Annotated in this window: 19 protein-coding genes; 12 read left to right on the forward strand and 7 right to left on the reverse strand. The window is 70.1% G+C overall.

The window, feature by feature from the left end; translation table 11 throughout:
• Positions 1-78: 78 nt before the first annotated feature.
• Genes ACFY10_RS06325 through ACFY10_RS06335 form a run of 3 tightly spaced genes read right to left on the reverse strand, consistent with a single transcriptional unit; the run spans position 79 to position 4,210 of the window.
• Positions 79-1,764: a thiamine pyrophosphate-binding protein gene (locus ACFY10_RS06325; protein ID WP_390663869.1), complete on the reverse strand. Its 1,686-nt coding sequence runs from the start codon at positions 1,762-1,764 to the stop codon at positions 79-81.
• Positions 1,761-2,729, reverse strand: a complete 969-nt coding sequence (gene speB, locus ACFY10_RS06330; RefSeq protein WP_390663870.1) for an agmatinase — start codon at positions 2,727-2,729, stop codon at positions 1,761-1,763. Before speB ends, ACFY10_RS06325 begins: the two co-directional genes overlap by 4 nt.
• Before the next feature lie 35 nt (positions 2,730-2,764).
• Positions 2,765-4,210 (reverse strand): sodium:solute symporter, encoded by a 1,446-nt coding sequence (locus tag ACFY10_RS06335; protein ID WP_390663871.1) that lies wholly within the window; start codon positions 4,208-4,210, stop codon positions 2,765-2,767.
• A 122-nt stretch (positions 4,211-4,332) separates the two neighbouring features.
• Between ACFY10_RS06335 and ACFY10_RS06340 the strand changes: the two genes are divergently transcribed.
• Entirely contained in the window at positions 4,333-5,817 is a 1,485-nt protein-coding gene (locus ACFY10_RS06340; protein WP_390663872.1) for a PucR family transcriptional regulator ligand-binding domain-containing protein, read from the forward strand.
• A 92-nt stretch (positions 5,818-5,909) separates the two neighbouring features.
• On the forward strand, positions 5,910-6,701 hold the full coding sequence (locus tag ACFY10_RS06345) for a phosphatase (protein WP_390663873.1): 792 nt from the start codon (positions 5,910-5,912) through the stop codon (positions 6,699-6,701).
• A 7-nt stretch (positions 6,702-6,708) separates the two neighbouring features.
• Here ACFY10_RS06345 and ACFY10_RS06350 read toward each other — a convergent pair whose 3' ends face one another.
• From ACFY10_RS06350 to ACFY10_RS06360, 3 genes are all read right to left on the reverse strand, one after another.
• Positions 6,709-7,575, reverse strand: a complete 867-nt coding sequence (locus ACFY10_RS06350; protein WP_390663874.1) for an acyl-CoA thioesterase — start codon at positions 7,573-7,575, stop codon at positions 6,709-6,711.
• Positions 7,576-7,621: 46 nt separating this feature from the next.
• Positions 7,622-8,779, reverse strand: coding sequence for an acyl-CoA dehydrogenase family protein (locus tag ACFY10_RS06355; RefSeq protein ID WP_381131784.1), 1,158 nt, complete (start codon positions 8,777-8,779; stop codon positions 7,622-7,624).
• Between the two features lie 108 nt (positions 8,780-8,887).
• Positions 8,888-9,484, reverse strand: coding sequence for a TetR/AcrR family transcriptional regulator (locus ACFY10_RS06360; RefSeq protein ID WP_390663875.1), 597 nt, complete (start codon positions 9,482-9,484; stop codon positions 8,888-8,890).
• Positions 9,485-9,579: 95 nt separating this feature from the next.
• Between ACFY10_RS06360 and ACFY10_RS06365 the strand changes: the two genes are divergently transcribed.
• The 10 genes from ACFY10_RS06365 (at position 9,580) to ACFY10_RS06410 (ending at position 22,519) form a co-directional block, all read left to right on the forward strand.
• On the forward strand, positions 9,580-11,196 hold the full coding sequence (locus ACFY10_RS06365) for a carboxyl transferase domain-containing protein (protein WP_390663876.1): 1,617 nt from the start codon (positions 9,580-9,582) through the stop codon (positions 11,194-11,196).
• A gap of 11 nt (positions 11,197-11,207) precedes the next feature.
• A complete protein-coding gene (locus ACFY10_RS06370; protein ID WP_390663877.1) occupies positions 11,208-13,148 on the forward strand; it encodes an acetyl/propionyl/methylcrotonyl-CoA carboxylase subunit alpha in 1,941 nt (646 codons plus the stop codon).
• Positions 13,145-14,068 carry a hydroxymethylglutaryl-CoA lyase gene (locus tag ACFY10_RS06375; protein WP_390663878.1) on the forward strand — a complete coding sequence of 308 codons (924 nt, stop codon included), beginning with the start codon at positions 13,145-13,147 and terminating at the stop codon, positions 14,066-14,068. Before ACFY10_RS06370 ends, ACFY10_RS06375 begins: the two co-directional genes overlap by 4 nt.
• An 8-nt stretch (positions 14,069-14,076) precedes the next feature.
• A complete protein-coding gene (locus tag ACFY10_RS06380) occupies positions 14,077-15,237 on the forward strand; it encodes an acyl-CoA dehydrogenase family protein (RefSeq protein ID WP_390663879.1) in 1,161 nt (386 codons plus the stop codon).
• 119 nt (positions 15,238-15,356) lie between these two features.
• On the forward strand, positions 15,357-16,403 hold the full coding sequence (locus ACFY10_RS06385) for an ABC transporter substrate-binding protein (RefSeq protein WP_390663880.1): 1,047 nt from the start codon (positions 15,357-15,359) through the stop codon (positions 16,401-16,403).
• A 150-nt stretch (positions 16,404-16,553) separates the two neighbouring features.
• A complete protein-coding gene (locus ACFY10_RS06390) occupies positions 16,554-17,396 on the forward strand; it encodes a siderophore-interacting protein (RefSeq protein WP_390663881.1) in 843 nt (280 codons plus the stop codon).
• A gap of 120 nt (positions 17,397-17,516) precedes the next feature.
• Complete coding sequence (desA, locus tag ACFY10_RS06395; protein WP_390663882.1) at positions 17,517-18,959, forward strand: lysine decarboxylase DesA; 1,443 nt, start codon at positions 17,517-17,519, stop codon at positions 18,957-18,959.
• Complete coding sequence (locus ACFY10_RS06400) at positions 18,943-20,220, forward strand: lysine N(6)-hydroxylase/L-ornithine N(5)-oxygenase family protein (protein ID WP_390663883.1); 1,278 nt, start codon at positions 18,943-18,945, stop codon at positions 20,218-20,220. The genes desA and ACFY10_RS06400 overlap by 17 nt, the downstream gene beginning before the upstream one ends.
• A complete protein-coding gene (locus tag ACFY10_RS06405) occupies positions 20,217-20,753 on the forward strand; it encodes a GNAT family N-acetyltransferase (RefSeq protein ID WP_390663884.1) in 537 nt (178 codons plus the stop codon). The genes ACFY10_RS06400 and ACFY10_RS06405 overlap by 4 nt, the downstream gene beginning before the upstream one ends.
• Positions 20,750-22,519: an IucA/IucC family protein gene (locus ACFY10_RS06410; RefSeq protein ID WP_390663885.1), complete on the forward strand. Its 1,770-nt coding sequence runs from the start codon at positions 20,750-20,752 to the stop codon at positions 22,517-22,519. The genes ACFY10_RS06405 and ACFY10_RS06410 overlap by 4 nt, the downstream gene beginning before the upstream one ends.
• A 61-nt stretch (positions 22,520-22,580) precedes the next feature.
• On the opposite strand, the gene ACFY10_RS06415 is transcribed toward ACFY10_RS06410, so the two are convergent.
• Positions 22,581-24,179, reverse strand: coding sequence for a beta-N-acetylhexosaminidase (locus ACFY10_RS06415; RefSeq protein WP_390663886.1), 1,599 nt, complete (start codon positions 24,177-24,179; stop codon positions 22,581-22,583).

Below are 24,179 nucleotides of genomic sequence, written 5' to 3' on the forward strand. Positions count from 1 at the left end.
CGGGCTGCATGACCTGTTGAACGGGTGAACTCCCCGCGCCCCAGGGGAGTTCACCCGTTCACGTGCGGGCCCGAGCCCTCAGCCCAGATGCGTAGCCGCAAACATCCGCAGCACCGCCGGCAGCACGACCACCGACGGGCCGGGCGCCGCCAGCGCCTTCGCCAGGTCCGCCTCCAGGGCCTCCGGCGACGTCCGCACCCCCGGCACCCCGAACGACTCCGCCAGTGCCACGTAGTCCGGCCGGGACAACTCCGTCGCCGTCGCCTCGCCGAACGCGTCCGTCATGTACTCGCGCAGGATGCCGTAGCCGCCGTCGTCGACGATCAGCCAGGTGACGTTCAGGTCGTACTGCTTCGCCGTCGCCAGCTCCGCGATCGAGTAGAGCGCCCCACCGTCGCCGGACACCGCCAGCACCGGGCGGGTCGGGTCCGCCGCCGCCGCGCCCAGGGCCGCCGGGAAGCCGTAGCCGAGGCCACCGGCGCCCTGGGCGGAGTGCAGGAGGTTGGGGCCCTTGGCGTCGAAGGCCGACCAGGCCCAGTAAGCCAGGATGGTCATGTCCCAGAAGGACGGGGAGTCGGCGGGGAGGGCCCCGCGGACGGACGCCAACACGTTCTGTTCCAGGGGGAGTTCCTGGGCGGCGATGCGCTCGGCGACCTTCGCCAGCACCTCCCGTACCCGCTCCGGGGCAGCGGGATCCGTGCGCTCCTCCACCGTCTCCAGCAGCGCCTGCAACGCCAGTCGCGCGTCCGCGTGGATGCCCAAGGCAGGGTGGTTGGACTCCAGCTTGCCTAGGTCGGCCTCGACCTGGATGACCCTGCCCCGCGGCTTGAACGTGTGGTAGTTCGAAGACAGTTCACCGAGTCCCGAGCCCACCACCAACAGCACGTCCGCGTCCTCCAGGAAGTCCGTGGTGTGCCGGTCCTCGATCCAGGACTGGAGCGAGAGCGGGTGCTTCCAGGGGAAGGCCCCCTTGCCACCGGGAGTCGTGACGACCGGTGCCTGCAGCCGCTCCGCCAGCTGCTTCAGCTTGCCCGACGCGTCCGCCCGTACCACTCCCCCGCCGGCGATGATCGCCGGACGTGCGGCCTTCGACAGCAAGTCGGCTGCTACGGCCGTGAGTTCGGGGCGCGGAGGCAGCTCCTCGGGAAACGCGTCGCCACCCGTCACCACCGGGATCGAGGTCTCAGCCAGCAGCACGTCCTGCGGGATCTCCACCCACACCGGCCCGTGCGGCGCCGTCAGGGCCGACTTCCACGCCTCCGCGATCGCCGACGGGATCTGGGACTGCGTACGGACCGTGTGAACCGACTTCACCACGCCCCTGAACGAGGCTGCCTGGTCCGGGAGTTCGTGCAGATAGCCGTGACGGCCGCCGCCCAGGCCCGCCGTCGGGATCTGGCTGCTGATCGCCAGTACGGGGGCGGAGGCCGCCCGCGCCTCCTGCAGTGCGGCGAGTGACGTCAGCGCGCCCGGGCCGGTCGACAGGAGTAGCGGGGCCGCCTCTCCGGTGATCCTGCCGTACGCGTCCGCCGCGAACCCCGCGTTGTTCTCCACCCGCAGGCCGATGTACCGCAGGTCGGACCGGCGCAATGCGTCGAACATGCCCAGCGCGTGCTGGCCGGGCAGGCCGAACACCGTCGTCGCGCCGAGTCCGGCGAGCGTCTCCACGACCAGGTCTCCGCCGTTGCGGCCGGGAGGAGGGTTCAGAGCAGCGGAAATCTGCGCCTGAGTCGGGCGGAGTTCCAGGTCGTGGTCGTGGGTCACTTCGCGCGGGCCTCGGCAATCTGGCGGGACATGATCGTGGTCAGTTCGTACGCCGTGTGGGACGCGGCCACCGACGTGATCTCCGCGTGATCGTACGCGGGCGCCACCTCGACGACGTCCGCCGAGACCAGGTTGCAGGACGCCAGGCCCCGCAGGATCTCCAGCAGCTCCCGCGAGGTCATGCCGCCCGCCTCGGGCGTTCCCGTGCCGGGCGCGTGCGCCGGGTCCAGGCAGTCGATGTCGATCGAGATGTACAGCGGGCGGTCGCCGATGCGCTGGCGCAGCTGGTCGGCCACCTCGTCGGCGCCCCGGCGGTAGATGTCCGCCGAGGTGACGATCCCGAAGCCCATCTTCTCGTCGTCGGTGAGGTCCTGCTTGCCGTAGAGCGGGCCGCGGGTGCCGACGTGGGACAGGGCCGAGGTGTCGAGGATCCCCTCCTCCACCGCCCGCCGGAACGGCGTCCCGTGCGTGTACTCCGCGCCGAAGTACGTGTCCCAGGTGTCGAGGTGCGCGTCGAAGTGCAGCAGCGCCACCGGGCCGTGCTTCTTCGCGACCGACCTCAGCAGCGGCAGCGCGATGGTGTGGTCGCCGCCGAGCGTCATCAGGCGCGCGCCCGTGCCCAGCAGGTCGTCCGCCGCCGCCTCGACGGTCTCCACGGCCTCGTTGATGTTGAACGGGTTCACCGCGATGTCGCCGCCGTCCGCCACCTGCGCCAGCGCGAACGGGGACGCGTCCTGCGCCGGGTTGTACGGCCGCAGCAGCCGGGACGCCTCACGGATCGCGTTGCCGCCGAAGCGGGCGCCCGGCCGGTACGAGACGCCCGAGTCGAACGGCACGCCCACGACCGCGACGTCGGCACGCCCGACCTCGTCGAGGCGGGGCAGCCGGGCGAAGGTCGCGGGTCCGGCGTACCGCGGGATACGGGAGGAGTCGACGGGGCCGCGGGGCGTCTCGTTGCTGGTCATGGTCGTATGCCTTCTTTCTGTCTTTACCGTTCGGTCTACCGGGATGCCGGAACCGGCTCGGGAACCTCGCGCCCGGCGAGTCGCTCCCGCCACGCCATGAGTACGGCGGTGTCGGTCGCCGGGGTCGCCAGGGATACGGCGACGTAGGCGACCAGAGATGACAGGAGGCCGTAGTAGACGGGCTCATTGGCCAGGATGCCGTAACCCGCCATGAGGCCGATGACGGCGAGACCACCGACGACCACGGAGGCCAGCGCGCCCTGGGCCGTGCCGCGCCGCCACAGCAGCCCGCCGAGGATGGGCACGAGGAGGCCGCCGACGAGGAGGTTGTAGGCGACGGTGAGGGCCTCGACGACGTTGTTGAGGGCGATCGCCGTGCAGATCACCCCGACACCCATGATGAGGATGAAGGCGCGATTGCCGCGCACTTCGTCATGGTCACCGGATACGGTCCGCCCCCGCAGCCGCGACCAGATGTCGTTGTTGGCCACGGTCGCGCAGGCGATCAGCGCGCCGGACGACGTCGACATCACGGCGGCGAGGGCCGCCGCGAGCACCAACCCCCTTACGCCGACCGGGAGTTCGTCCTTGACGATGGTCGCGAAGGCGTCGTCCGGGCTGCCGAGCTTCGGGTACAGCACCTTGGCCGCCGTACCGATGACGGCGCCGGCGAGGGCGTACGCGAGACAGTAGGTGCCCGCGACCGTGCCGCCCCACTTGGCCGTCCTGTCGCTGCGGGCCGTGAAGACGCGCTGCCAGATGTCCTGCCCGATGAGCATGCCGAACGTATAGATCAGGACATAGGTGAAGATCGTCTCGCCGCCGATGCCCAGCGGGTCGAAGTACGCGGTGGGCAGCTTGGCCTTCATCTCGGAGAAGCCGCCGGCCTTGACGACCGCGATGGGCAGGAGCAGGAGCAGCACGCCGATCGTCTTCACCACGAACTGCACCATGTCCGTGAGCGTGATCGACCACATGCCGCCGAGCGTCGAGTACGCGACGACGATCGAGCCGCCGAGGACGATCGCGACGGCGCGGTTCATGTCGAAGAGGACGTCGAAGATGGTGGCGTACGCGATGGTCGACGTCACCGCGAGCATCAGCGTGTACGCCCACATGACGACACCCGAGATCACGCCTGCCCGGCCGCCGTACCTGAGATCCAGCATCTCGGAGACGGTGTAGACCTTCAGACGGGCGATGCGGGCGGAGAAGAAGACGGACAGGGCCAGCAGCCCGAGGCCGATGGTGAAGACCATCCAGGCGCCGGAGAGGCCGTACTGGTAGCCCAGCCCGACACCGCCGATGGTGGACGCGCCGCCGAGGACGATCGCGGCCATGGTGCCGGAGTACATGGCGGGCCCGAGGCGGCGCCCTGCGACCAGGAACTCGCTCTTCGACCTGGCGCGGCGCATGCCCCACCAGCCCATGGCCAGCATGCCGGCCAGATAGATGACGATCACTGTGTAGTCGACGGCCACAGGGCCCTCCTTCGCTCGGTCTCGCCGGCGGGTGATGAGCACTGACACTAGGTGGCTGGAAAGCGACTGCGAAGTGTACGTTTCATCCATTCGAGCCGTACGAGGTGGAGGGAACGCACACCATGCCGGATCCCCTTGCTCCCTCTGTTCCTCCCTCCACTCCCCCTACTCCACCCGTGCCCCTCGCGTCGCTCCTGGCCCGTGAGGACCTGGCCCTGCGGCAGATCGCGGGGCCGGCCGACCCCGACATCGTGATCCACTGGGCGCACACCTCGGAGATGGCCGACCCGTACCCGTATCTGCTGGGGGGCGAGCTGCTGCTGACGGCGGGCGTCCACATCCCGGAGGCGGCGGGCTCGGGCACCTACTTCGACGACTACGTGTCGAGGATCGTCGCGGCGGGCGGCGCGGCCCTCGGCTTCGGGCTGGCTCCCGTGCACGACACGGTGCCGCGCGCCCTGGTTGCGGCGTGCGACGCGTACGAGCTCCCGCTTGTCGAGGTACCTCCGCAGACCACGTTCTCCGGTGTGGCCCGCGCCGTCTGGCAGCTGATGGCCCAGGCCCGCCTCGCCGAGCTCCGCCGTGTGACGGAGGCCCAGCAGAGCCTCGCGGCGGCGGCCTCCCGCCCGGACCCGGTGCCGTCGGTGCTGCGGCAGCTGGCCCAGCGGGTGGGCGGCTGGGCGGTGCTGTACGGGCCGGAGGGCGCGGAAGTCGCGTCGGCGGGGCGGGGGCCGGCCGCCGCGGTGCGGGAAGCGCTGGCGGGGCTCGCGGAGGTCGTACGTCCCTCGGGTCCGGGCACGCCCACCTCCGCCACCGACAGCACCGCCGGCACCCACCTCGCCGCCTACGCCCTCGGCGCCGGTCAGGGCTTCGCACTCGGGGTCGCCGCGCCGCAGCGCGAACCCGGCGACCACACCATCGCCTCCGTCGCCGCCGTGCTGCTCTCCCTCCTCACCGGCGAGCACCAGAGCGGCACGGGGGCGGCGCGGTCGTCGGCGCTGGTACGGCTGCTGCTGGGGGCGCCGCCGGCCGAGGTGGCCGCCCTCCTCGGGTCCGGGCCGTGGCTCGTGGTGCATGCCCGGCCGGATGCGCAGGCGCCCGACCCGGTGGCCGCCTCGGCGCTGGGCGCGGCCCTCGGGTCGCCGCTGGTCGACCTGGCGGACGACGTCGTACGGGTCCTGGTGCCCGCCGACCGCGAACCGGCCGCGCAGCCGGGCTGGGCGCTGGGCGTCAGCGCCGCGGTCGCCCCGCCCGCGTGGCCGTCCGCCGACACGCAGGCCGCCCGCGCGCTGGCCCGCGCCCGTGCCACCCGCGCGGCCCTGGTGCGGCACGGCGACCGCGCCGGACTCGCCGACCTGCTGCCGCCGGACGAGGCCGCGACGCACGCCCGCACGCTCCTCGCCCCGATCGCGAGTACCCCCGCGCTGACCGAGACGCTGCGCACCTGGCTGTCCCTGCACGGCAGTTGGGACCGTACGGCCGTCGCCCTGTCCGTCCACCGCAACACGGTCCGCCAGCGCATCACCCGCTGCGCCGCGCTCCTCGACACGGACCTGGACGACCCGGACGTACGCATGGAGCTGTGGTTCGCGCTGCGGCGGCAATAGGTACGGAGGCCCATGAGGATGAGTACGTGACTCGCGTCCCAGCGCGCCGGACGCCAGGGATTCGCACAGTCACCTGCCTCACAATGGGTTTCATGCCGATACCCCGGACACCCAGCCGCGCCGAGCTCGTCGAACACCTCGTGAAGACCCGCATCGCGGGCGACGTCGCCACCCCGCGCGAGAACAACCTCTCCCACTACCGCCAGCTCGCGAACGGCGTCCGCAACTTCTGGCTCGGCCTGGAACTCGGCGACCGGTGGACCGACGAGCAGGACGTGCTCGCGGTGATGGCGGAGCGGGTGGGTGTGAACGACGATCCCGAGTACCGGTACGGCCAGGACACCATCGACCCCGAGCTGACGGTCGACGGTCTGGAGCGCATGGCGGCCCGGCTGCGCAAGGCCGCCGACGGGCAGCAGCGGGTGCTGTTCGCGACCGGCCACCCGGGCGGCCTGCTCGACGTGCACCGCGCCACGGCCGCCGCCCTGCGCACCGCCGGCTGCGAGATCGTCGTGATCCCGGAGGGGCTGCAGACGGACGAGGGGTACGTCTGGCAACTCGCGGACGTGGCAGTCCTCGAGCACGGCGCCACCCTGTGGCACACCCACTCCGGCGAGCCGATGAAGGCCATCCTCACGGCACTCGAGAACGAGGGCCGCCCCCTCCCCGACCTGGTCGTCGCCGACCACGGCTGGGCGGGCTACGCCGGCCAGCACGGCATCGACTCGGTCGGCTACGCAGACTCCAACGACCCGGCACTCTTCCTCGCCGAGGCGGAGGGGACCGTACAGGTGACGGTCCCGCTCGACGACCATGTGCCGAGCCCGCGTTACTACGACCCGATGACGGCGTATCTGCTGGAGGCGGCGGGCCTGTTGGCGTGACTTTCCGTCAGCGCGGAACCCGGACCAGGCCTTCCTGGATCACCGAGATCGCGAGCTGACCGTCCTGCGTGTAGATGCGGGCCTGGCCGAGCCCGCGGCCGCCGTGGGTCGTCGGCGACTCCTGGTCGTAGAGCAGCCATTCGTCGGCGCGGAAGGGCCGGTGGAACCACATGGCGTGGTCGAGGGAGGCTCCGACCACGTCGCCGACGGCCCAGCCGCCCCGGCCGTGTGCGAGGAGGACCGAGTCGAGGAGGGTCATGTCGGAGACGTAGGTGGCGAGGACGACGTGGAGGAGGGGGTCGTCGGCGAGCTTGCCGTTGGTGCGGAACCACACCTGGGAGTGCGGCTCGCGCGGTTCGCCGAACTTCCCGTACGGCGGCTCCTCGACGTATCGCAGATCGACGGCCTCGCGCGCCTCCAGGAACTTCTCCACGACCTCGGGGGCGATGTGGTCGTAGCCGCGCAGCCGCTCCTGGGAGGTGGGCAGCGTGGCCGGGTCGGGCGCGGGTGGCATCGGGGTCTGGTGGTCGAGGCCGTCCTCGTACACCTGGAAGGACGCCGACAGGGCGAAGATCGGCCTGCCGTGCTGGACCGCGATCGCCCGGCGGGTGGTGAAGGAGCGGCCGTCACGGATGCGTTCGACCGTGTACACGATGGGCGCGCCCGGGTCCCCGGGGCGCAGGAAGTACGCGTGCAGGGAGTGGGCGTGCCGGTCCGCGGGCACCGTACGCCCGGCGGCGACCAGCGCCTGGGCCGCCACCTGTCCGCCGAAGACGCGCGGGACGACGGCGGACCGGGACTGGCCGCGGAAGATGTTCTCCTCGATCTGCTCGAGGTCGAGCAGATCGAGGAGACCCTGTAGTGCCTGGCTCATGGCAGACAGTTGTACCCGCCAGTCTTTTTCTTGGGTTTCGCCGGTCTTACAGACCCATGTCCTTGGCGATGATCGTCTTCATGATCTCGCTGGTGCCGCCGTAGATGCGGTTGACGCGGTTGTCCGCGTACAGGCGGGCGATCGGGTACTCGTTCATGAAGCCGTAGCCGCCGTGCAGCTGGAGGCAGCGGTCGATGACGCGGTGCGCGACCTCGGTGCAGAACAGCTTGGCGCTGGCGGCCTCGGCGGGCGTCAGCTCACCGGCGTCGAGGGCTTCGAGCGCACGGTCGGCGACCGCTTCCGCCGCGTCGACCTCGGCCTGGCAGGCGGCCAGCTCGAACTTGGTGTTCTGGAAGGACGCGACGGGCTTGCCGAAGACGGTGCGCTCCTGGACGTACTCCTTGGCGAACCGGACGGCGGCCTTGGCCTGCGCGTAGGCGCCGAAGGCGATGCCCCAGCGCTCGGAGGCGAGGTTGTGGCCGAGGTAGTAGAAGCCCTTGTTCTCCTCGCCGAGCAGGTCCTCGACGGGCACCTTGACGTCGACGAAGGCGAGCTCGGCGGTGTCGGAGGTCTTCAGGCCCAGCTTGTCGAGCTTGCGGCCGATGGAGTAGCCCTCGGACTTGGTGTCCACGGCGAAGAGGGAGATGCCGTGGCGGCGGTCCTCGGCGCTGGGCGCGGCGGTGCGGGCGCAGACGATCACGCGGTCGGCGTGCACGCCACCGGTGATGAAGGTCTTGGAGCCGTTGAGGACGTAGTGCGTGCCGTCCTCGGAGAGCTTGGCGGTGGTCTTCATGCCCGCGAGGTCGGAGCCGGTGCCCGGCTCGGTCATCGCGAGGGCCCACATCTCCTCGGCGGAGACGAACTTCGGCAGGAACCGCTTCTTCTGCTCGTCGGTGGCGAGCATCTTGATGTACGGCAGGCCGAGCAGCACGTGCACACCGGAGCCGCCGAACTGGACGCCCGCGCGGGCCGTCTCCTCGTACATCACGGCTTCGAACTTGTACGAGTCGATGCCGGCGCCGCCGAACTCCTCGTCCACGCGGATGCCGAAGATGCCGAGCTCGGCGAGCTTGTAGTAGAAGTCGCGCGGCGCCTGGCCGGCGGCGAACCACTCGTCGTAGACCGGGACGACCTCGGCCTCGATGAAGGCGCGCAGGGTCTCCCGGAACGCCTCGTGGTCCTCGTTGAACACCGTACGGCGCACCGCCGCCACCTCCACCTGACTCAAAGGGTCCATGTCTAAGCGCTTGCTCAGAACATCAAGGTACCGGCGGGTAAGGAGAGGCGTCCAGAGGTGATCCCGTAACGCTCGTCACTCCGCCCCGGCCGCCGCGAAGGCCCCCCTGGCCATCCGGTGCAGCAGCTCCGCCGTCGCCCCGCGCCCCGGCAGCGAGCCGGGGCGGCCCAGGTGCGGGGTGGAGTTCAGAAGGCCGAAGACGGAGTGCACGGCCGAGCGGGCGGCGGGTTCCGCCAGGCCGGGGTAGACCTCGCGCAGGATCTCCACCCACAGCTCGACGTACTGCCGCTGCAGCTGCCGTACGAGCTTGCGGTCGCTGTCCCGGAGGCGGTCCAGCTCACGGTCGTGCAGGGTGATCAGGGGGCGGTCGTCGAGCGCGAAGTCGATGTGCCCTTCGATGAGCGAGTCGAGGACCGCCTCCGCCGAACCCCCGTCCGCCTCCGCCAGCCGCCGCTTGGCACCGGTCAGCAGCTGGCCGCTGATCCCCACCAGCAGCTCGGCGAGCATCGCGTCCTTGCCGGCGAAGTGGCGGTAGAGGCCCGGGCCGCTGATGCCGACCGCGGCACCTATCTCGTCGACTCCGACCCCGTGGAAACCGCGCTCGGCGAACAGCCGCGCGGCCTCCTTCAGGATCTGCTCGCGGCGGGTGGGGGCGTCGGTTCTGGTGGCCATGGAAGCAATTCTAGACAGGGAGGTTAGCGGTCGTTAACCTGAAGGAAATGGTTAACGCTCATTAACAGTCGACCACTGGGTGAGGGGACCGCAGGATGCAAGAGGCACCGGAGCTGACGAGCGCGGCAGATCCCGCGTCGGAGGCCTGGCGGGCCAATGAGGCGGCGCACCGGGCGCTCGTCGAGGAGCTGCGCGGCAAGCTGGCCGCCGCGCGGCTCGGCGGCGGCGAGAAGGCGCGGGCCCGCCATGCGGCACGCGGGAAGCTGCTGCCCAGGGACCGGGTGGACGCCCTGCTCGACCCCGGGTCGCCCTTCCTGGAGCTGGCGCCCCTCGCCGCCGATGGGATGTACGACGGGGCGGCCCCGGCCGCCGGAGTCATCGCCGGGATCGGGCGGGTCGGCGGGCGCGAGTGCGTGGTCGTCGCCAACGACGCCACCGTCAAGGGCGGCACGTACTACCCGATGACGGTGAAGAAGCACCTGCGCGCCCAGGAGGTGGCCCTGGAGAACCGTCTGCCGTGCATCTACCTGGTCGACTCCGGGGGCGCCTTCCTGCCCATGCAGGACGAGGTCTTCCCGGACCGGGAGCACTTCGGGCGGATCTTCTACAACCAGGCGCGCATGTCCGGGGCGGGGATTCCGCAGATCGCCGCGGTCCTCGGGTCGTGCACGGCGGGTGGGGCGTACGTCCCGGCCATGAGCGACGAGGCGGTCATCGTCCGCAACCAGGGGACCATCTTCCTGGGCGGCCCGCCCTTGGTGAAGGCCGCCACCGGAGAGGTCGTGACCGCCGAGGAGCTCGGCGGCGGCGAGGTGCACTCCAGGGTCTCCGGCGTGACCGACCACCTCGCGGAGGACGACGCGCACGCGCTCAGGATCGTGCGGAACATCGCCGCGACGCTTCCCGCGCGCGGGGCGCTGCCCTGGGAGGTCACGTCCGCTGCGGAGCCCAAGGTCGATCCCTACGGCCTGTACGGCGCCGTCCCCGTCGACTCCCGCACCCCCTATGACGTCCGCGAGATCATCGCGCGCGTGGTCGACGGCTCCCGTTTCGCGGAGTTCAAGGCCGAGTTCGGGCAGACCCTGGTCACCGGGTTCGCGCGGATCCACGGACACCCGGTCGGGATCGTCGCCAACAACGGCATCCTGTTCTCCGAGTCCGCCCAGAAGGGCGCCCACTTCATCGAGCTGTGCGACCAGCGCGGGATCCCGCTGGTGTTCCTGCAGAACATCTCGGGGTTCATGGTCGGCAAGGACTACGAGGCGGGCGGCATCGCCAAGCACGGCGCCAAGATGGTGACGGCCGTGGCCTGCACACGCGTGCCGAAGCTGACCGTCGTCGTCGGCGGGTCCTACGGCGCGGGCAACTACTCGATGTGCGGCCGGGCGTACTCCCCCCGCTTCCTGTGGATGTGGCCCGGCGCCAAGATCTCCGTCATGGGCGGCGAGCAGGCCGCCTCCGTCCTCGCGACCGTCAAGCGGGACCAGCTGGAGGCGCGCGGCGAGTCCTGGCCCGCGGACGAGGAAGAGGCCTTCAAGGCACCGATCCGGCAGCAGTACGAGCGCCAGGGCAACGCCTACTACGCCACCGCCCGCCTCTGGGACGACGGCGTGATCGACCCGCTGGAGACCAGGCAGGTGCTCGGGCTCGCCCTGACCGCCTGTGCCAACGCGCCGCTGGGTGAGCCCCAGTTCGGCGTCTTCCGGATGTGAGGAGGGGACTTATGTTCGACACAGTGCTCGTGGCCAACCGGGGCGAGATCGCGGTCCGCGTGATCCGTACGCTCCGCTCGCTGGGCGTGCGCTCGGTGGCCGTCTTCTCCGACGCGGACGCCGACGCACGGCACGTCCGGGAGGCCGACACGGCGGTACGGATCGGTCCGGCGCCCGCGGCCGAGAGCTATCTGTCCGTGGAGCGCCTGCTGGAGGCCGCCGCCCGCACCGGCGCGCAGGCCGTGCACCCCGGATACGGCTTCCTCGCGGAGAACGCCGCCTTCGCGCGCGCGTGCGCCGAGGCGGGGCTGGTCTTCATCGGGCCGCCCGCTGAGGCCATCTCGCTCATGGGCGACAAGATCCGCGCCAAGGAGACGGTGAAAGCGGCCGGGGTGCCGGTCGTGCCCGGGTCCAGCGGTAGCGGGCTCTCCGACGGCCAACTCTCGGATGCCGCCCGGGAGATCGGGATGCCGGTGCTGCTGAAGCCGTCGGCGGGCGGTGGCGGCAAGGGCATGCGGCTCGTGCGGGATGCAGAAAGGCTGGCCGACGAGATCGCCGCCGCCCGCCGCGAGGCCCGCGCCTCCTTCGGCGACGACACGCTGCTCGTCGAGCGGTGGGTGGACCGGCCCCGGCACATCGAGATCCAGGTCCTGGCGGACGGCCACGGGAACGTGGTGCACCTGGGCGAGCGCGAGTGCTCGCTGCAACGCCGGCACCAGAAGATCATCGAGGAGGCGCCCAGCGTGCTTCTCGACGAGAAGACCAGGGCCGCGATGGGCGAGGCGGCGGTGCAGGCGGCCCGTTCCTGCGGGTATCGGGGTGCGGGCACGGTGGAGTTCATCGTGCCGGGCGGGGACCCGTCGTCGTACTACTTCATGGAGATGAACACCCGGCTCCAGGTGGAGCACCCCGTCACCGAGCTGGTCACCGGGCTGGACCTGGTCGAGTGGCAGCTGCGGGTGGCGGCGGGTGAGCAACTGCCGTACAAGCAGGGCGACATCAGGCTGACCGGGCATGCGATCGAGGCTCGGGTATGTGCCGAGGACCCTTCGCGCGGGTTCCTCCCGTCGGGCGGCACGGTGCTGCGCCTGCGCGAGCCCCAGGGTGACGGCATCCGCACCGACTCCGGACTCAGCGAGGGCACGGAGGTCGGCAGCCTGTACGACCCGATGCTGTCCAAGGTGATCGCCTACGGGCCGGACCGGGAGACGGCGCTGCGGAAACTGCGGGCCGCCCTCGCGGAGACGGTGACGCTGGGCGTGCAGACCAACGCCGGGTTCCTGCGGCGGCTGCTGGCCCATCCGGCCGTTGTCGCCGGCGAGTTGGACACGGGGCTGGTCGAGCGGGAGGTGGACGGACTCGTCTCCGCCGACGTACCGGAAGAGGTGTACGAGGCGGCGGCGGCCGTGCGGCTGGAGGCGCTGAAGCCGCGCGCGGAGGGCTGGACCGACCCGTTCTCCGTGCCGAGCGGCTGGCGGCTCGGCGGGGCGGCGAAGCCCGTCGGCTTCCACCTCCGGGTGCAGGACCCCGTGCATTACGTGCCGCACGGCAGCCACACCCTCACCGACGACACCGTCTCCGTCACCCTCGACGGCGTCCGCCACACCTTCCACCGCGCCGCCGACTGGCTCGGCCGGGACGGCGACGCCTGGCACGTGCGCGACCACGACCCGGTCGCCGCGTCCCTCACGGGTGCACGGCACGCGGGCGCCGACTCGCTCACCGCGCCCATGCCCGGCACGGTCACGGTCGTGAAGGTCGCCGTCGGCGACGAGGTGAGTGCAGGTCAGAGTCTGCTGGTCGTGGAGGCGATGAAGATGGAGCACGTCATCTCCGCCCCGCACGCCGGCACGGTCGCCGAACTGGACGTCACACCGGGCACGACGGTCGCCATGGACCAGGTGCTGGCCGTCATTGCCCCGGTGGAGAACCCTGCGGAGGAGGAGAAATGACGCTCCCCATGGTCGTACCGGCTTCCGGTCTGCCCGCCCGCGTCCGCATCCACGAGGTCGGCGCCCGCGACGGCCTTCAGAACGAGAAGACGATCGTCCCGACCCAGACCAAGGCGGAGTTCATCCGCCGCCTGGCCGACGCCGGCCTGACGACGATCGAGGCGACGAGCTTCGTACACCCGAAGTGGGTGCCCCAACTGGCCGATGCGGAACAGCTGTTCCCCATGGTCGACGGGCTGCCGGTCGACCTCCCGGCCCTCGTGCCGAACGAACGCGGCCTGGACCGCGCCCTGGCGCTCGGGGCCCGTCGCGTCGCCGTCTTCGCCAGCGCCACCGAGTCCTTCGCCAAGGCCAACCTCAACCGCACGGTCGACGAGGCGCTGGCCATGTTCGAACCGGTGGTCGCCCGCGCCAAGTCCCAGCAGGTCCATGTCCGCGGCTATCTCTCCATGTGCTTCGGCGACCCGTGGGAGGGAGCGGTCCCGGTCCCCCAGGTGGTCCGGGTCTGCAGGGCCCTGCTGGACATGGGCTGCGACGAACTGAGCCTGGGCGACACGATCGGGGTCGCGACGCCGGGTCACGTACAAGCCCTGCTGACCGAACTGGACGTCCCCGTCGAGAAGTTGGGCGTCCACTTCCACGACACCTACGGCCAGGCCCTCGCCAACACCCTGGCCGCCCTCCAGCACGGCGTCACCACCGTCGACGCCTCCGCCGGCGGACTCGGCGGCTGCCCGTACGCCAAGTCCGCCACCGGCAATCTCGCCACCGAAGACCTCGTGTGGATGCTTCAGGGTCTCGGCATCGACACCGGAGTCGACCTCGGCCGCCTCGTCGCCACCAGCGTGTGGATGGCCGAACAACTGGGCCGACCCAGCCCGTCCCGCACCGTCCGCGCCCTCTCCCACCAGGAGCAGTGATCACAGCCATGGACTACCGACTCTCCCCCGAGCTGGAGGAACTCCGACGCACCGTCGAGGAGTTCGCGCACGACGTCGTGGCGCCCAAGATCGGCGAGTTCTACGAGCACCACGAGTTCCCGTACGAGATCGTCCGCGAGATGGGCCGCATGGGCCTGTTCGGGCTGCCGTTCCCCGAGGAGTACGGCGGCATGGGCGGCGACTATCTGGCGCTGGGTGTGGCTCTGGAGGAGCTGGCCCGCGTGGACTCGTCGGTCGCCATCACGCTCGAAGCGGGCGTCTCCCTGGGCGCGATGCCGATCCACCTCTTCGGCACCGACGCCCAGAAGCAGGAGTGGCTGCCCCGGCTGTGCTCCGGCGAGATCCTGGGTGCCTTCGGCCTCACCGAGCCGGACGGCGGCAGCGACGCCGGAGCCACCCGTACGACGGCCCGCCTCGACGAGTCGACCAACGAATGGGTGATCAACGGCACCAAGTGCTTCATCACCAACTCGGGCACGGACATCACGGGGTTGGTGACGGTGACGGCGGTCACCGGCCGCAAGCCGGACGGCAAGCCGCTGATCTCGTCGATCATCGTCCCGTCCGGCACGCCGGGCTTCACGGTCGCGGCGCCGTACTCGAAGGTCGGCTGGAACGCCTCGGACACCCGCGAGCTGTCCTTCTCCGACGTGCGCGTCCCGGCGGCCAACCTGCTGGGTGAGAAGGGCCGGGGTTACGCCCAGTTCCTGCGCATCCTCGACGAGGGCCGTATCGCCATCGCGGCTCTCGCGACCGGACTCGCTCAGGGCTGTGTGGACGAGTCGGTGAAGTACGCGAAGGAACGCCACGCCTTCGGCCGGCCCATCGGTGCCAACCAAGCCATCCAGTTCAAGATCGCCGACATGGAGATGAAGGCCCACACGGCCCGTCTGGCATGGCGCGACGCGGCCGCCCGCCTGGTGTCCGGCGCCCCCTTCAAGAAGGAGGCCGCGCTCGCCAAGCTCCACTCCTCCACCATCGCCGTCGACAACGCCCGCGACGCCACCCAGATCCACGGCGGCTACGGCTTCATGAACGAGTACCCGGTGGCCCGTATGTGGCGCGACTCCAAGATCCTGGAGATCGGCGAGGGCACCAGCGAGGTCCAACGGATGCTGATCGCAAGGGAGTTGGGACTGGTGGGCTGACAGGCTGCGCACAGGTTCGGGCCCGGAACGCCCGCCCCTCTGGACATCGACTGAGGTTAGGCTAACCTACCTTCGAACCTGTCCGGCGGGCGTTTCGCCCCGTTCGAAAGCGGCCACGCATGTCCAACGCCAGAGCCACCCACCTCACCCGACGCGGCATCCTCGCCGCGGGCGGCGCCCTCGGCCTCGGGGCCGTGCTCGCGGCCTGCGGGGACGACGACGCGAAAAGCGGGGGCTCCGGCGACGGTACGACCGCCGCCAAGTCCGGCCCCTGGTCCTTCAAGGACGACCGCGGCACGACGGTGAAGCTCGACAAGGTGCCCGCGAACATCGTCGCGTTCACCGGTGTCGCCGCCGCGCTCCACGACTACGGCATCGGCGTCACGGGCGTCTTCGGCCCCACCAAGACCACCGACGGGAAGCCCGACGTCCAGGCCGGCGACATGGACATCAGCAAGGTCACGATCCTCGGCAACGTCTGGGACCAGTTCAACGTCGAGAAGTACGCGGCCCTCGCGCCCGACGTACTCATCACCACGATGTTCGACGACGCCGGCACGCTCTGGTACGTCCCCGAGGCCTCCAAGGACAAGATCGCCAAGCTGGCTCCCAGCGTCGGCATCTCCGTCTACGACCGCCAGTTGACCGCGCCGCTGCAGCGCATGTGGGCGCTGGCCGAGTCGCTCGGCGCGGACATGAAGGCGGCCAAGGTCACCGAGGCGAAGAAGAAGTTCGAGGCGGCCGCCGCCCGGCTGCGCAAGGCCGCCAAGGCCAAGCCCGACATCAAGGTGATGGCCGGTTCCGCGAGCGACGCGCTCTTCTACGTGTCCGGCACGAACCTCTCGATCGACCTGGAGTACTTCAAGGCGCTCGGCGTGAACTTCGTGGAGCCCCCGGAGAAGGCCAAGGCCAAGGGCGGCGGCTGGTTCGAGTCGCTGAGCTGGGAGAACGTCGACAAGTACGCGGCGGACATCATCATGATGGACGACCGCTCCTCGACCATCCAGCCGGCCGACATCACCAAGGCCACCTGGAAGAAGCTGCCCGCGGTCAAGGCCGGGCAGGTCATCTCCCGCTCCCCCGAACCGATCCTGTCCTACGACAAGTGCGTGCCGCTGCTCGCAAGTTTGGCCGAGGCGCTCGAGAAGGCGAAGAAGGTCAGCTAGGCGCTCCTCCGGAAGAGCCGGTTCAGCGCCGCAGGCCCACCGCACCGTGATGAGCTGCGGGTCCATCGTGGCTGGTCGCGCCCACGCGGCGGAGCCGCATATCGATGCAGCCCCGCGCCCCTTTGGGGCGCCTCACCACAGGGAGCACATATGACCACCGCCGTAGCCGCCCCGTTCCGTTTCTTCTCCCTTCAGGTCGTACGGACGAGGCGGCTCGGCCCGTCTCTGGTCCGCGTGACCTTCGTGGGGGAGGACCTGCAGTACTTCTTCTCCGACGGACGCGACCAGTCCCTTTCGTTGTTCCTGCCGCAGCCCGGTCAGAGCGAGCCCGCCGTTCCGTACGAGCTCGATGACGGCTGGTGGCAGGCCTGGCGTGAACTCCCCGACGACGTACGGGCGGTGATGCGGTCGTACACGCTCCGGGCGCTGCGCCGCGGCCCCGACGAGCCGTACGAAATAGACATCGACTTCGTCCTGCACACCCCGGCCGGCCCCGCCTCGCGGTGGGCCTCGAAGGCCGCCGCCGGTGATCGCGTCGTGCTGCTCGGGCCCGCGATCGCGGACAACCGGGCGATCCGGTTCCGGCCGCCCGCGGACACCGATCTGACGCTGATCTGGGGGGACGAGACCGCCGTTCCGGCCGTCTCGGCGATCCTCGAGTCGCTGCCGGCCGGCACCCGTGCCCGGGTCTGGCTGGAGGTGCACGACGCCGGGGACATCCAGGACCTGACGACCGAGGCCGACGCCGAGATCACCTGGCTGGTCCGGGAGGCAAGCGACGTCGAGGGGTCCCCCATGGCCCTCGACGCCTTGCGCACGGCCCAACTCCCGCCCGCAGAGCACCCGTACGCCTGGATCGCGGGCGAGAGCGGATGCGTGAAGCAGCTGCGGCGGCACCTCGTCGGGGAGCGCGGTATCGACCGGCGGCGGGTCACCTTCGTCGGCTACTGGCGACGGGGCCTGAGCGAGGAGCAGCTGCGCGAACAGGAGTGACGGCGGTCACGGGAGGGGCGGGATCAAACCCAAGTGACTTAGGTTAGGCTTACCTAAGTTAACCGGCCGCTTCGTCCCTCGCCCCCGCCCGCACGGACCGTCCCCACCGGAGGACCCTCAATGCGCTCGCACCTGCTCAATGACCTGACCGCGGAGCACTACCGCCGCTCCGTGACCGAAGGAGTCGAGCGGGTGGCGGCCAAACTCGCCACCACCGACCGTCCGTTCACCGGTGTCACCGTCGACGCCCTCACTCCCCGGATCGACGCCATCGACCTCGACCGGCCGCTGGGCGACACCGGCGAGGCCCTGGACGAGCTGGAGGACGTCTACCTCCGCGACGCGATCTACTTCCACCACCCGCGCTACCTCGCCCATCTCAACTGCCCGGTCGTCATCCCGGCGGTGCTCGGCGAGGCCGTCCTGTCCGCCGTCAACTCCTCCCTGGACACCTGGGACCAGTCGGCCGGCGGCACCCTGATCGAGCGCAAGCTCATCGACTGGACGACCGCCCGCATCGGGCTGGGCCCGGCCGCCGACGGCGTGTTCACCTCCGGCGGTACACAGTCCAACCTGCAGGCGCTGCTGCTGGCGAGGGAGGAGGCGAAGACCGACACCATCGCGAAACTGCGCATCTTCGCCTCCGAGGTCAGTCACTTCAGCGTCAAGAAGTCCGCGAAACTGCTGGGCCTCGGCCAGGACTCCGTGGTCTCCGTCCCCGTCGACCACGACAAGCGGATGCAGACCGTCGCCCTCGCCCGTGAGCTGGAGCGCTGCAAGAAGGACGGCCTGGTCCCCATGGCCGTCGTCGCCACCGCCGGCACCACCGACTTCGGCTCCATCGACCCGCTGCCCGAGATCGCCGAGCTCTGCGCCCAGTACGGCACCTGGATGCACGTGGACGCCGCATACGGCTGCGGGCTGCTCGCCTCGCTCAAGTACCGGGACCGTATCGACGGCATCGAGCGCGCCGACTCGGTCACCGTCGACTACCACAAGTCCTTCTTCCAGCCGGTGAGTTCGTCCGCCGTACTGGTGCGGGACGCCTCGACCCTGCGCCACGCGACCTACCACGCGGAGTACCTCAACCCGCGCCGAATGGTCACCGAGCGCATCCCCAACCAGGTCGACAAGTCCCTGCAGACCACCCGCCGCTTCGACGCCCTCAAGCTGTGGATGACGCTGCGGGTGATGGGCGCCGACGGGATCGGCGGACTCTTCGACGAGGTCTGCGACCTGGCGGCCGACGGCTGGAAGCTCCTCGCCGCCGACCCGCGCTTCGACGTCGTCGTGGAGCCCACCCTCTCCACCCTCGTCTTCCGCTACATCCCGGCCGCCGTCACCGACCCGGCCGAGATCGACCGCGCCAACCTGTACGCCCGCAAGGCCCTGTTCGCCTCCGGTGACGCGGTGGTCGCGGGCACCAAGGTGGGCGGCCGCCATTACCTGAAGTTCACCCTGCTCAACCCCGAGACGACGACCGAAGACATCGCCGCCGTCCTCGACCTGATAGCCGGCCACGCCGAGCAGTACCTGGGAGAGTCCCTTGACCGCGCGTCCTGAAAACCCGACCAGAACCCATGACTTCGTGGGGATCGGGCTCGGCCCGTTCAACCTCGGGCTGGCCTGTCTGACGGAGCCGATCGACGAGCTAGACGGCGTCTTCCTGGAGTCGAAGCCGGACTTCGAGTGGCACGCGGGCATGTTCCTGGACGGTGCGCACCTCCAGACCCCGTTCATGTCGGACCTCGTCACCCTCGCCGACCCGACCTCGCCGTACTCCTTCCTCAACTACCTGAAGGAGAAGGGCCGGCTGTACTCGTTCTACATCCGCGAGAACTTCTATCCCCTCCGCGTCGAGTACGACGACTACTGCCGCTGGGCCGCGAACAACCTGAGCAGCGTCCGCTTCAACACGACGGTGACGGAAGTCCAGTACGAGGAAGGGCTCTACGCCGTGAAGACGGCGGCCGGTGACACCTACCGCGCCCGGCACCTCGTCCTCGGCACCGGCACCTCGCCGCACTACCCGGAGGCTGTGCGCGGCCTGGACGGCGACTTCTTCCACAACTCCCGCTATGTGCAGAACAAGGCGGAGCTGCAGCAGAAGGAGTCGATCACGATCGTCGGCTCCGGCCAGTCCGCCGCCGAGATCTACTACGACCTGCTCAGCGAGATCGACGTACACGGCTACCGGCTGAACTGGGTCACCCGCTCCCCGCGCTTCTTCCCGCTCGAATACACCAAGCTCACGCTGGAGATGACCTCCCCGGAGTACATCGACTACTACCGGGAGCTGCCGGAGGCCACCCGCTACCGGCTCACGGCCGAGCAGAAGGGCCTGTTCAAGGGCATCGACGGCGACCTGATCAACGAGATCTTCGACCTGCTCTACCAGAAGAACCTCGGCGGCCCCGTGCCCACGCGCCTGCTCACCAACTCCTCGCTGAACAGCGCGCGTTACGAAGACGGGACGTACACCCTCGCCTTCCGCCAGGAGGAGCAGGAGAAGGACTTCGAGCTCGAGTCGCAGGGCCTGGTCCTGGCCACCGGCTACAAGTACGCCGAGCCGGAGTTCCTGAAGCCCGTACGCGACCGGCTGCTCTACGACTCGCACGGCAACTTCGACGTCGCCCGCAACTACGCGATCGACGTGACCGGCCGGGGCGTCTTCCTGCAGAACGCCGGTGTCCACACCCACAGCATCACCAGCCCCGACCTGGGCATGGGCGCGTACCGCAACAGCTGCATCATCCGCGAGTTGCTCGGCACCGAGTACTACCCGGTCGAGAAGACCATCGCGTTCCAGGAGTTCACCGCATGAGCCCTACGACCTTCACCTTCCGCCCCCTCGACCCGCTGACCGACGCCGAACTCCTGCACACCTGGGTCACCCACCCCAAGGCCGCCTTCTGGATGATGCAGGACGCGAAACTGGAGGACGTCGAGCGCGCCTACATGGAGATCGCGGCCGACGAACACCAGCACGCACTGCTCGGACTGCGGGACGGCGAGCCGGCCTTCCTGATGGAGTACTACGACCCCGTCCACCGCGAACTGGTGGGCCTCTACGAGCCGCAGCCGGGCGACATCGGCATGCACTTCCTGACCCCCGCCACCGACACCCCCGTCCACGGCTTCACCAAGTCCGTCATCACCGCGGTGATGGCCCGCCTCTTCGAGGACCGTGCGGTGGAACGCGTCGTCGTCGAGCCGGACGTCTCCAACAAGGCCGTCCACGCCCTGAACGAAGCGGTCGGATTCGTCGCCGAGCACGAGATCCAGAAGCCGGAGAAGAAGGCGTTGCTGAGCTTCTGCACCCGCGAGCAGTTCGAGAAGGCGGTGGCGCTGGTATGACCCTCGCCGACGCCGTCGCCCACCTCTCCCCCGAACGCTGGGAGAAGGCCAACCGCCTCCTGATCCGCAAGGCCCTCGCCGAGTTCGCCCATGAGCGGCTGATCACCCCGGAGCGGAACGGCGATCAGTACGTCGTCCGCAGCGACGACGGCCTGACCCGCTACCGCTTCACCGCCACCCGCCGCGCCCTCGACCACTGGCAGGTCGACGCCGACTCGATCACCCGCCACCGCGACGGCACCGAACTCCCCCTCGCGGCCCTGGACTTCTTCATCGAGCTGAAGACTGCGCTGGGCCTGAGCGACGAGATCCTCCCCGTCTATCTGGAGGAGATCTCCTCCACCCTCTCCGGCACCTGCTACAAGCTCACCAAGCCGCAGATCCCGGTCGCCGAGCTGGCACGATCCGGCTTCCAGGCCATCGAGACCGGCATGACCGAGGGCCACCCCTGCTTCGTCGCCAACAACGGACGGCTCGGCTTCGGCATCCACGAGTACCTGTCGTACGCCCCCGAGACCGCGAGCCCGGTCCGTCTGGTGTGGCTGGCCGCGCACAAGTCGCGCGCCGCCTTCACGGCGGGTGTCGGGATCGAGTACGAGTCCTTCGTACGGGAGGAGCTGGGCGAGCAGACCGTCGAGCGATTCCACGGCATCCTGCGCGAGCGGGACCTGGACCCCGCCGACCACCTCCTCATCCCCGTCCACCCCTGGCAGTGGTGGAACAAGCTCACCGTCACCTTCGCCGCCGAGGTCGCGCGGGGGCACCTGGTGTGCCTGGGCGAGGGCGACGACGAGTACCTGGCCCAGCAGTCCATCCGGACCTTCTTCAACAGCTCGCACCCCGAGAAGCACTATGTGAAGACGGCCCTGTCCGTCCTCAACATGGGCTTCATGCGCGGACTGTCGGCCGCCTACATGGAGGCAACCCCGGCCATCAACGACTGGCTAGCCCAACTGATCGAGGGCGACCCGGTGTTGAAGTCCACCGGCCTCACGATCATCCGCGAGCGGGCGGCCGTCGGCTACCGGCACCTGGAGTACGAGAAGGCCACGGACCGCTACTCCCCGTACCGCAAGATGCTCGCGGCCCTGTGGCGCGAGAGCCCCGTCTCCTCCCTCCAGGAGGGCGAGTCCCTGGCCACCATGGCCTCCCTCGTCCATGTCGACCACGAGGGCGCGTCCTTCGCGGGCGCGCTGATCGAGCAGTCGGGCCTGACGCCGGTCGAGTGGCTGCGGCACTATCTGCGGGCGTACTTCACCCCGCTCCTGCACAGCTTCTACGCCTACGACCTGGTCTACATGCCGCACGGCGAGAACGTGATCCTGGCCCTCAAGGACGGGGTCGTCCAGCGCGCGATCTACAAGGACATCGCCGAGGAGATCGCCGTGATGGACCCGGACGCGGTGCTGCCGCCGACGGTCGAGCGGCTGCGTGTGCAGGTGCCGGAGGACAAGAAGCTCCTGTCGATCTTCACGGACGTCTTCGACTGCTTCTTCCGCTTCCTCGCCGCGAACCTCGCCGCCGAGGGGATCCTGGCGGAGGACGACTTCTGGCGCACGGTCGCGGAGGTCACCCGCGCATATCAGGAGTCGGTGCCCGAACTCGCCGACAAGTTCGAGCAGTACGACATCTTCGCCCCGGAGTTCGCGCTGTCCTGCCTCAACCGGCTCCAGCTGCGCAACAACCGCCAGATGGTCGACCTGGCCGACCCGGCGGGCGCCCTCCAGCTGATCGGAACCCTCAAAAATCCCGTCGCGGGGTTCTGATCAAGGCGGACGGGCACCCCGGAGTACGGTCCTCCGGGGTGCCCGTTCGGCACGTTTCAGCCTACTTCGCGGGCCACGGCACCTGCGGCGACCGGTAGTAGCCGATCCCCAGCGCGTCCCACCGCGGCCCCTGCGCCGCGAGCCGCACTTTGTAGGCGTCCCAGTCGTGCGTGGACGCGGGCGACCAGCCGAGCTCGGCCGCCCCCGCCAGCCTCGGGAACACCATGTAGTCGATGTCGGCGTTCGTCACGATCGTCTCGGTCCACAGCGGCGCCTCGACGCCCCTGATCGCCGAACTCGGCGCACCGGCAAGGTAGTTGCCAGGGTCCCAGTCGTACGATCGCCGCACCTCCACCAGGCCCGCCCAGTCCTGCCCGAGCGGGGTGTCCTCGGTGTACTTCATGTCGAGGTAGAGCCGGTCGGCGGGCGAGAGGATCAGTCCGGTCCCGTTCTGCGCGGCCTTGGCGACCTGCGCCTTCTCCGCGGCGTCGGTGTCGTCCAGCCCCCAGTACTGGGCGATCGCCCCCTTGGCGGGGTGGGCACCGGTCAGCTGGTGCCAGGCGATCACCGTCTTGCCGTACTTGGCGACGATCGGCTGCACCCGGTCCATGAACTTCACATAGTCCTCGTGGCTGGTGGAGTGCGCCTCGTCGCCGCCGATGTGGAGGTAGCGGCCCGGCGTGATCGCGGCCAGCTCGCGGATGACGTCGTCCACGAAGTCGTACGTGATGTCCTTGCCGACGCACAGCGAGCTGAAGCCGACGTCGGTGCCGGTGTAGAGCGGGGGTGCCACGCCGTCGCAGTTCAGATCGGCGTACGAGGCGAGGGCCGCGTTGGTGTGGCCGGGCATGTCGATCTCGGGGACGACCTCCAGGTAGCGGGAGGCGGCGTACCGGACGATCTCCTGGTAGTCGGCCTTGGTGTAGAAGCCGCCCTGGCCGCCGCCCACCTGGGTCGAGCCGCCGTAGGTCGCCAGCCGCGGCCAGGAGTCGATGGCGATGCGCCAGCCCTGGTCGTCGCTGAGGTGCAGATGCAGCTTGTTGACCTTGTAGAGGGCCAACTCGTCGATGTAGCGCTTGACCTGGGCCACGGTGAAGAAGTGGCGGGAGACGTCGAGCATGGCGCCTCGGTAGGCGTAGCGCGGGCTGTCCGTGATCGTGCCGCCCGCGACTATCCACGGCCCGGGCTGTACGGAGTCCTTCTCGACGGCCGCCGGGAGCAGCTGGCGCAGGGTCTGCACGCCGTGGAAGAGGCCGGCGGGCGCTGCGGCGGTGATGGTGACGCCCTTGCCGCCGCTGTCGAGGCGGTAGCCCTCGGCGCCGAACGAGCCCTTCGCCAGCCGGAGTCGGATGCCTCCCCCGCCCTGCGTGGTGACGGGCAGCCGGTAGCCGGTGGAGGGCCGCAGGATGTCCGCGAGGTACTCGCCGACCCGCCGGGCCGGGCCGGAGTCGGGGACGCGGATGGCCGTGTCACGGGTGATGCGGTACGCGGATCCGCCCGGGGTGACCGACGCGGGTGCCGGAACCACCCGGTCGAGCGGGGACGCCTCGGCCCGAGGTGCCGCTGCCGCGCCGGCGGTGAAGGCGCCCGCCGCCGCGACGAGCAGCAGGGACCCCAGGACCCGGGCCATACGGGGAGTCGTTCTGTGGTGCCGTCTCAC

The sequence above is a fragment of the Streptomyces sp. NPDC001401 genome, from assembly GCF_042895385.1.
Taxonomy (GTDB): domain Bacteria; phylum Actinomycetota; class Actinomycetes; order Streptomycetales; family Streptomycetaceae; genus Streptomyces.

Coding starts and splice junctions, on each gene's coding strand:
- speB (WP_390663870.1), bottom strand. CDS start 2,729: ATGACCAGCAACGAGACGCCCCGCGGCCCCGTCGACTCCTCCCGTATC.
- ACFY10_RS06340 (WP_390663872.1), top strand. CDS start 4,333: ATGCCGGATCCCCTTGCTCCCTCTGTTCCTCCCTCCACTCCCCCTACT.
- ACFY10_RS06345 (WP_390663873.1), top strand. CDS start 5,910: ATGCCGATACCCCGGACACCCAGCCGCGCCGAGCTCGTCGAACACCTC.
- ACFY10_RS06350 (WP_390663874.1), bottom strand. CDS start 7,575: ATGAGCCAGGCACTACAGGGTCTCCTCGATCTGCTCGACCTCGAGCAG.
- ACFY10_RS06360 (WP_390663875.1), bottom strand. CDS start 9,484: ATGGCCACCAGAACCGACGCCCCCACCCGCCGCGAGCAGATCCTGAAG.
- ACFY10_RS06365 (WP_390663876.1), top strand. CDS start 9,580: ATGCAAGAGGCACCGGAGCTGACGAGCGCGGCAGATCCCGCGTCGGAG.
- ACFY10_RS06370 (WP_390663877.1), top strand. CDS start 11,208: ATGTTCGACACAGTGCTCGTGGCCAACCGGGGCGAGATCGCGGTCCGC.
- ACFY10_RS06375 (WP_390663878.1), top strand. CDS start 13,145: ATGACGCTCCCCATGGTCGTACCGGCTTCCGGTCTGCCCGCCCGCGTC.
- ACFY10_RS06380 (WP_390663879.1), top strand. CDS start 14,077: ATGGACTACCGACTCTCCCCCGAGCTGGAGGAACTCCGACGCACCGTC.
- ACFY10_RS06385 (WP_390663880.1), top strand. CDS start 15,357: ATGTCCAACGCCAGAGCCACCCACCTCACCCGACGCGGCATCCTCGCC.
- ACFY10_RS06390 (WP_390663881.1), top strand. CDS start 16,554: ATGACCACCGCCGTAGCCGCCCCGTTCCGTTTCTTCTCCCTTCAGGTC.
- desA (WP_390663882.1), top strand. CDS start 17,517: ATGCGCTCGCACCTGCTCAATGACCTGACCGCGGAGCACTACCGCCGC.
- ACFY10_RS06405 (WP_390663884.1), top strand. CDS start 20,217: ATGAGCCCTACGACCTTCACCTTCCGCCCCCTCGACCCGCTGACCGAC.
- ACFY10_RS06410 (WP_390663885.1), top strand. CDS start 20,750: ATGACCCTCGCCGACGCCGTCGCCCACCTCTCCCCCGAACGCTGGGAG.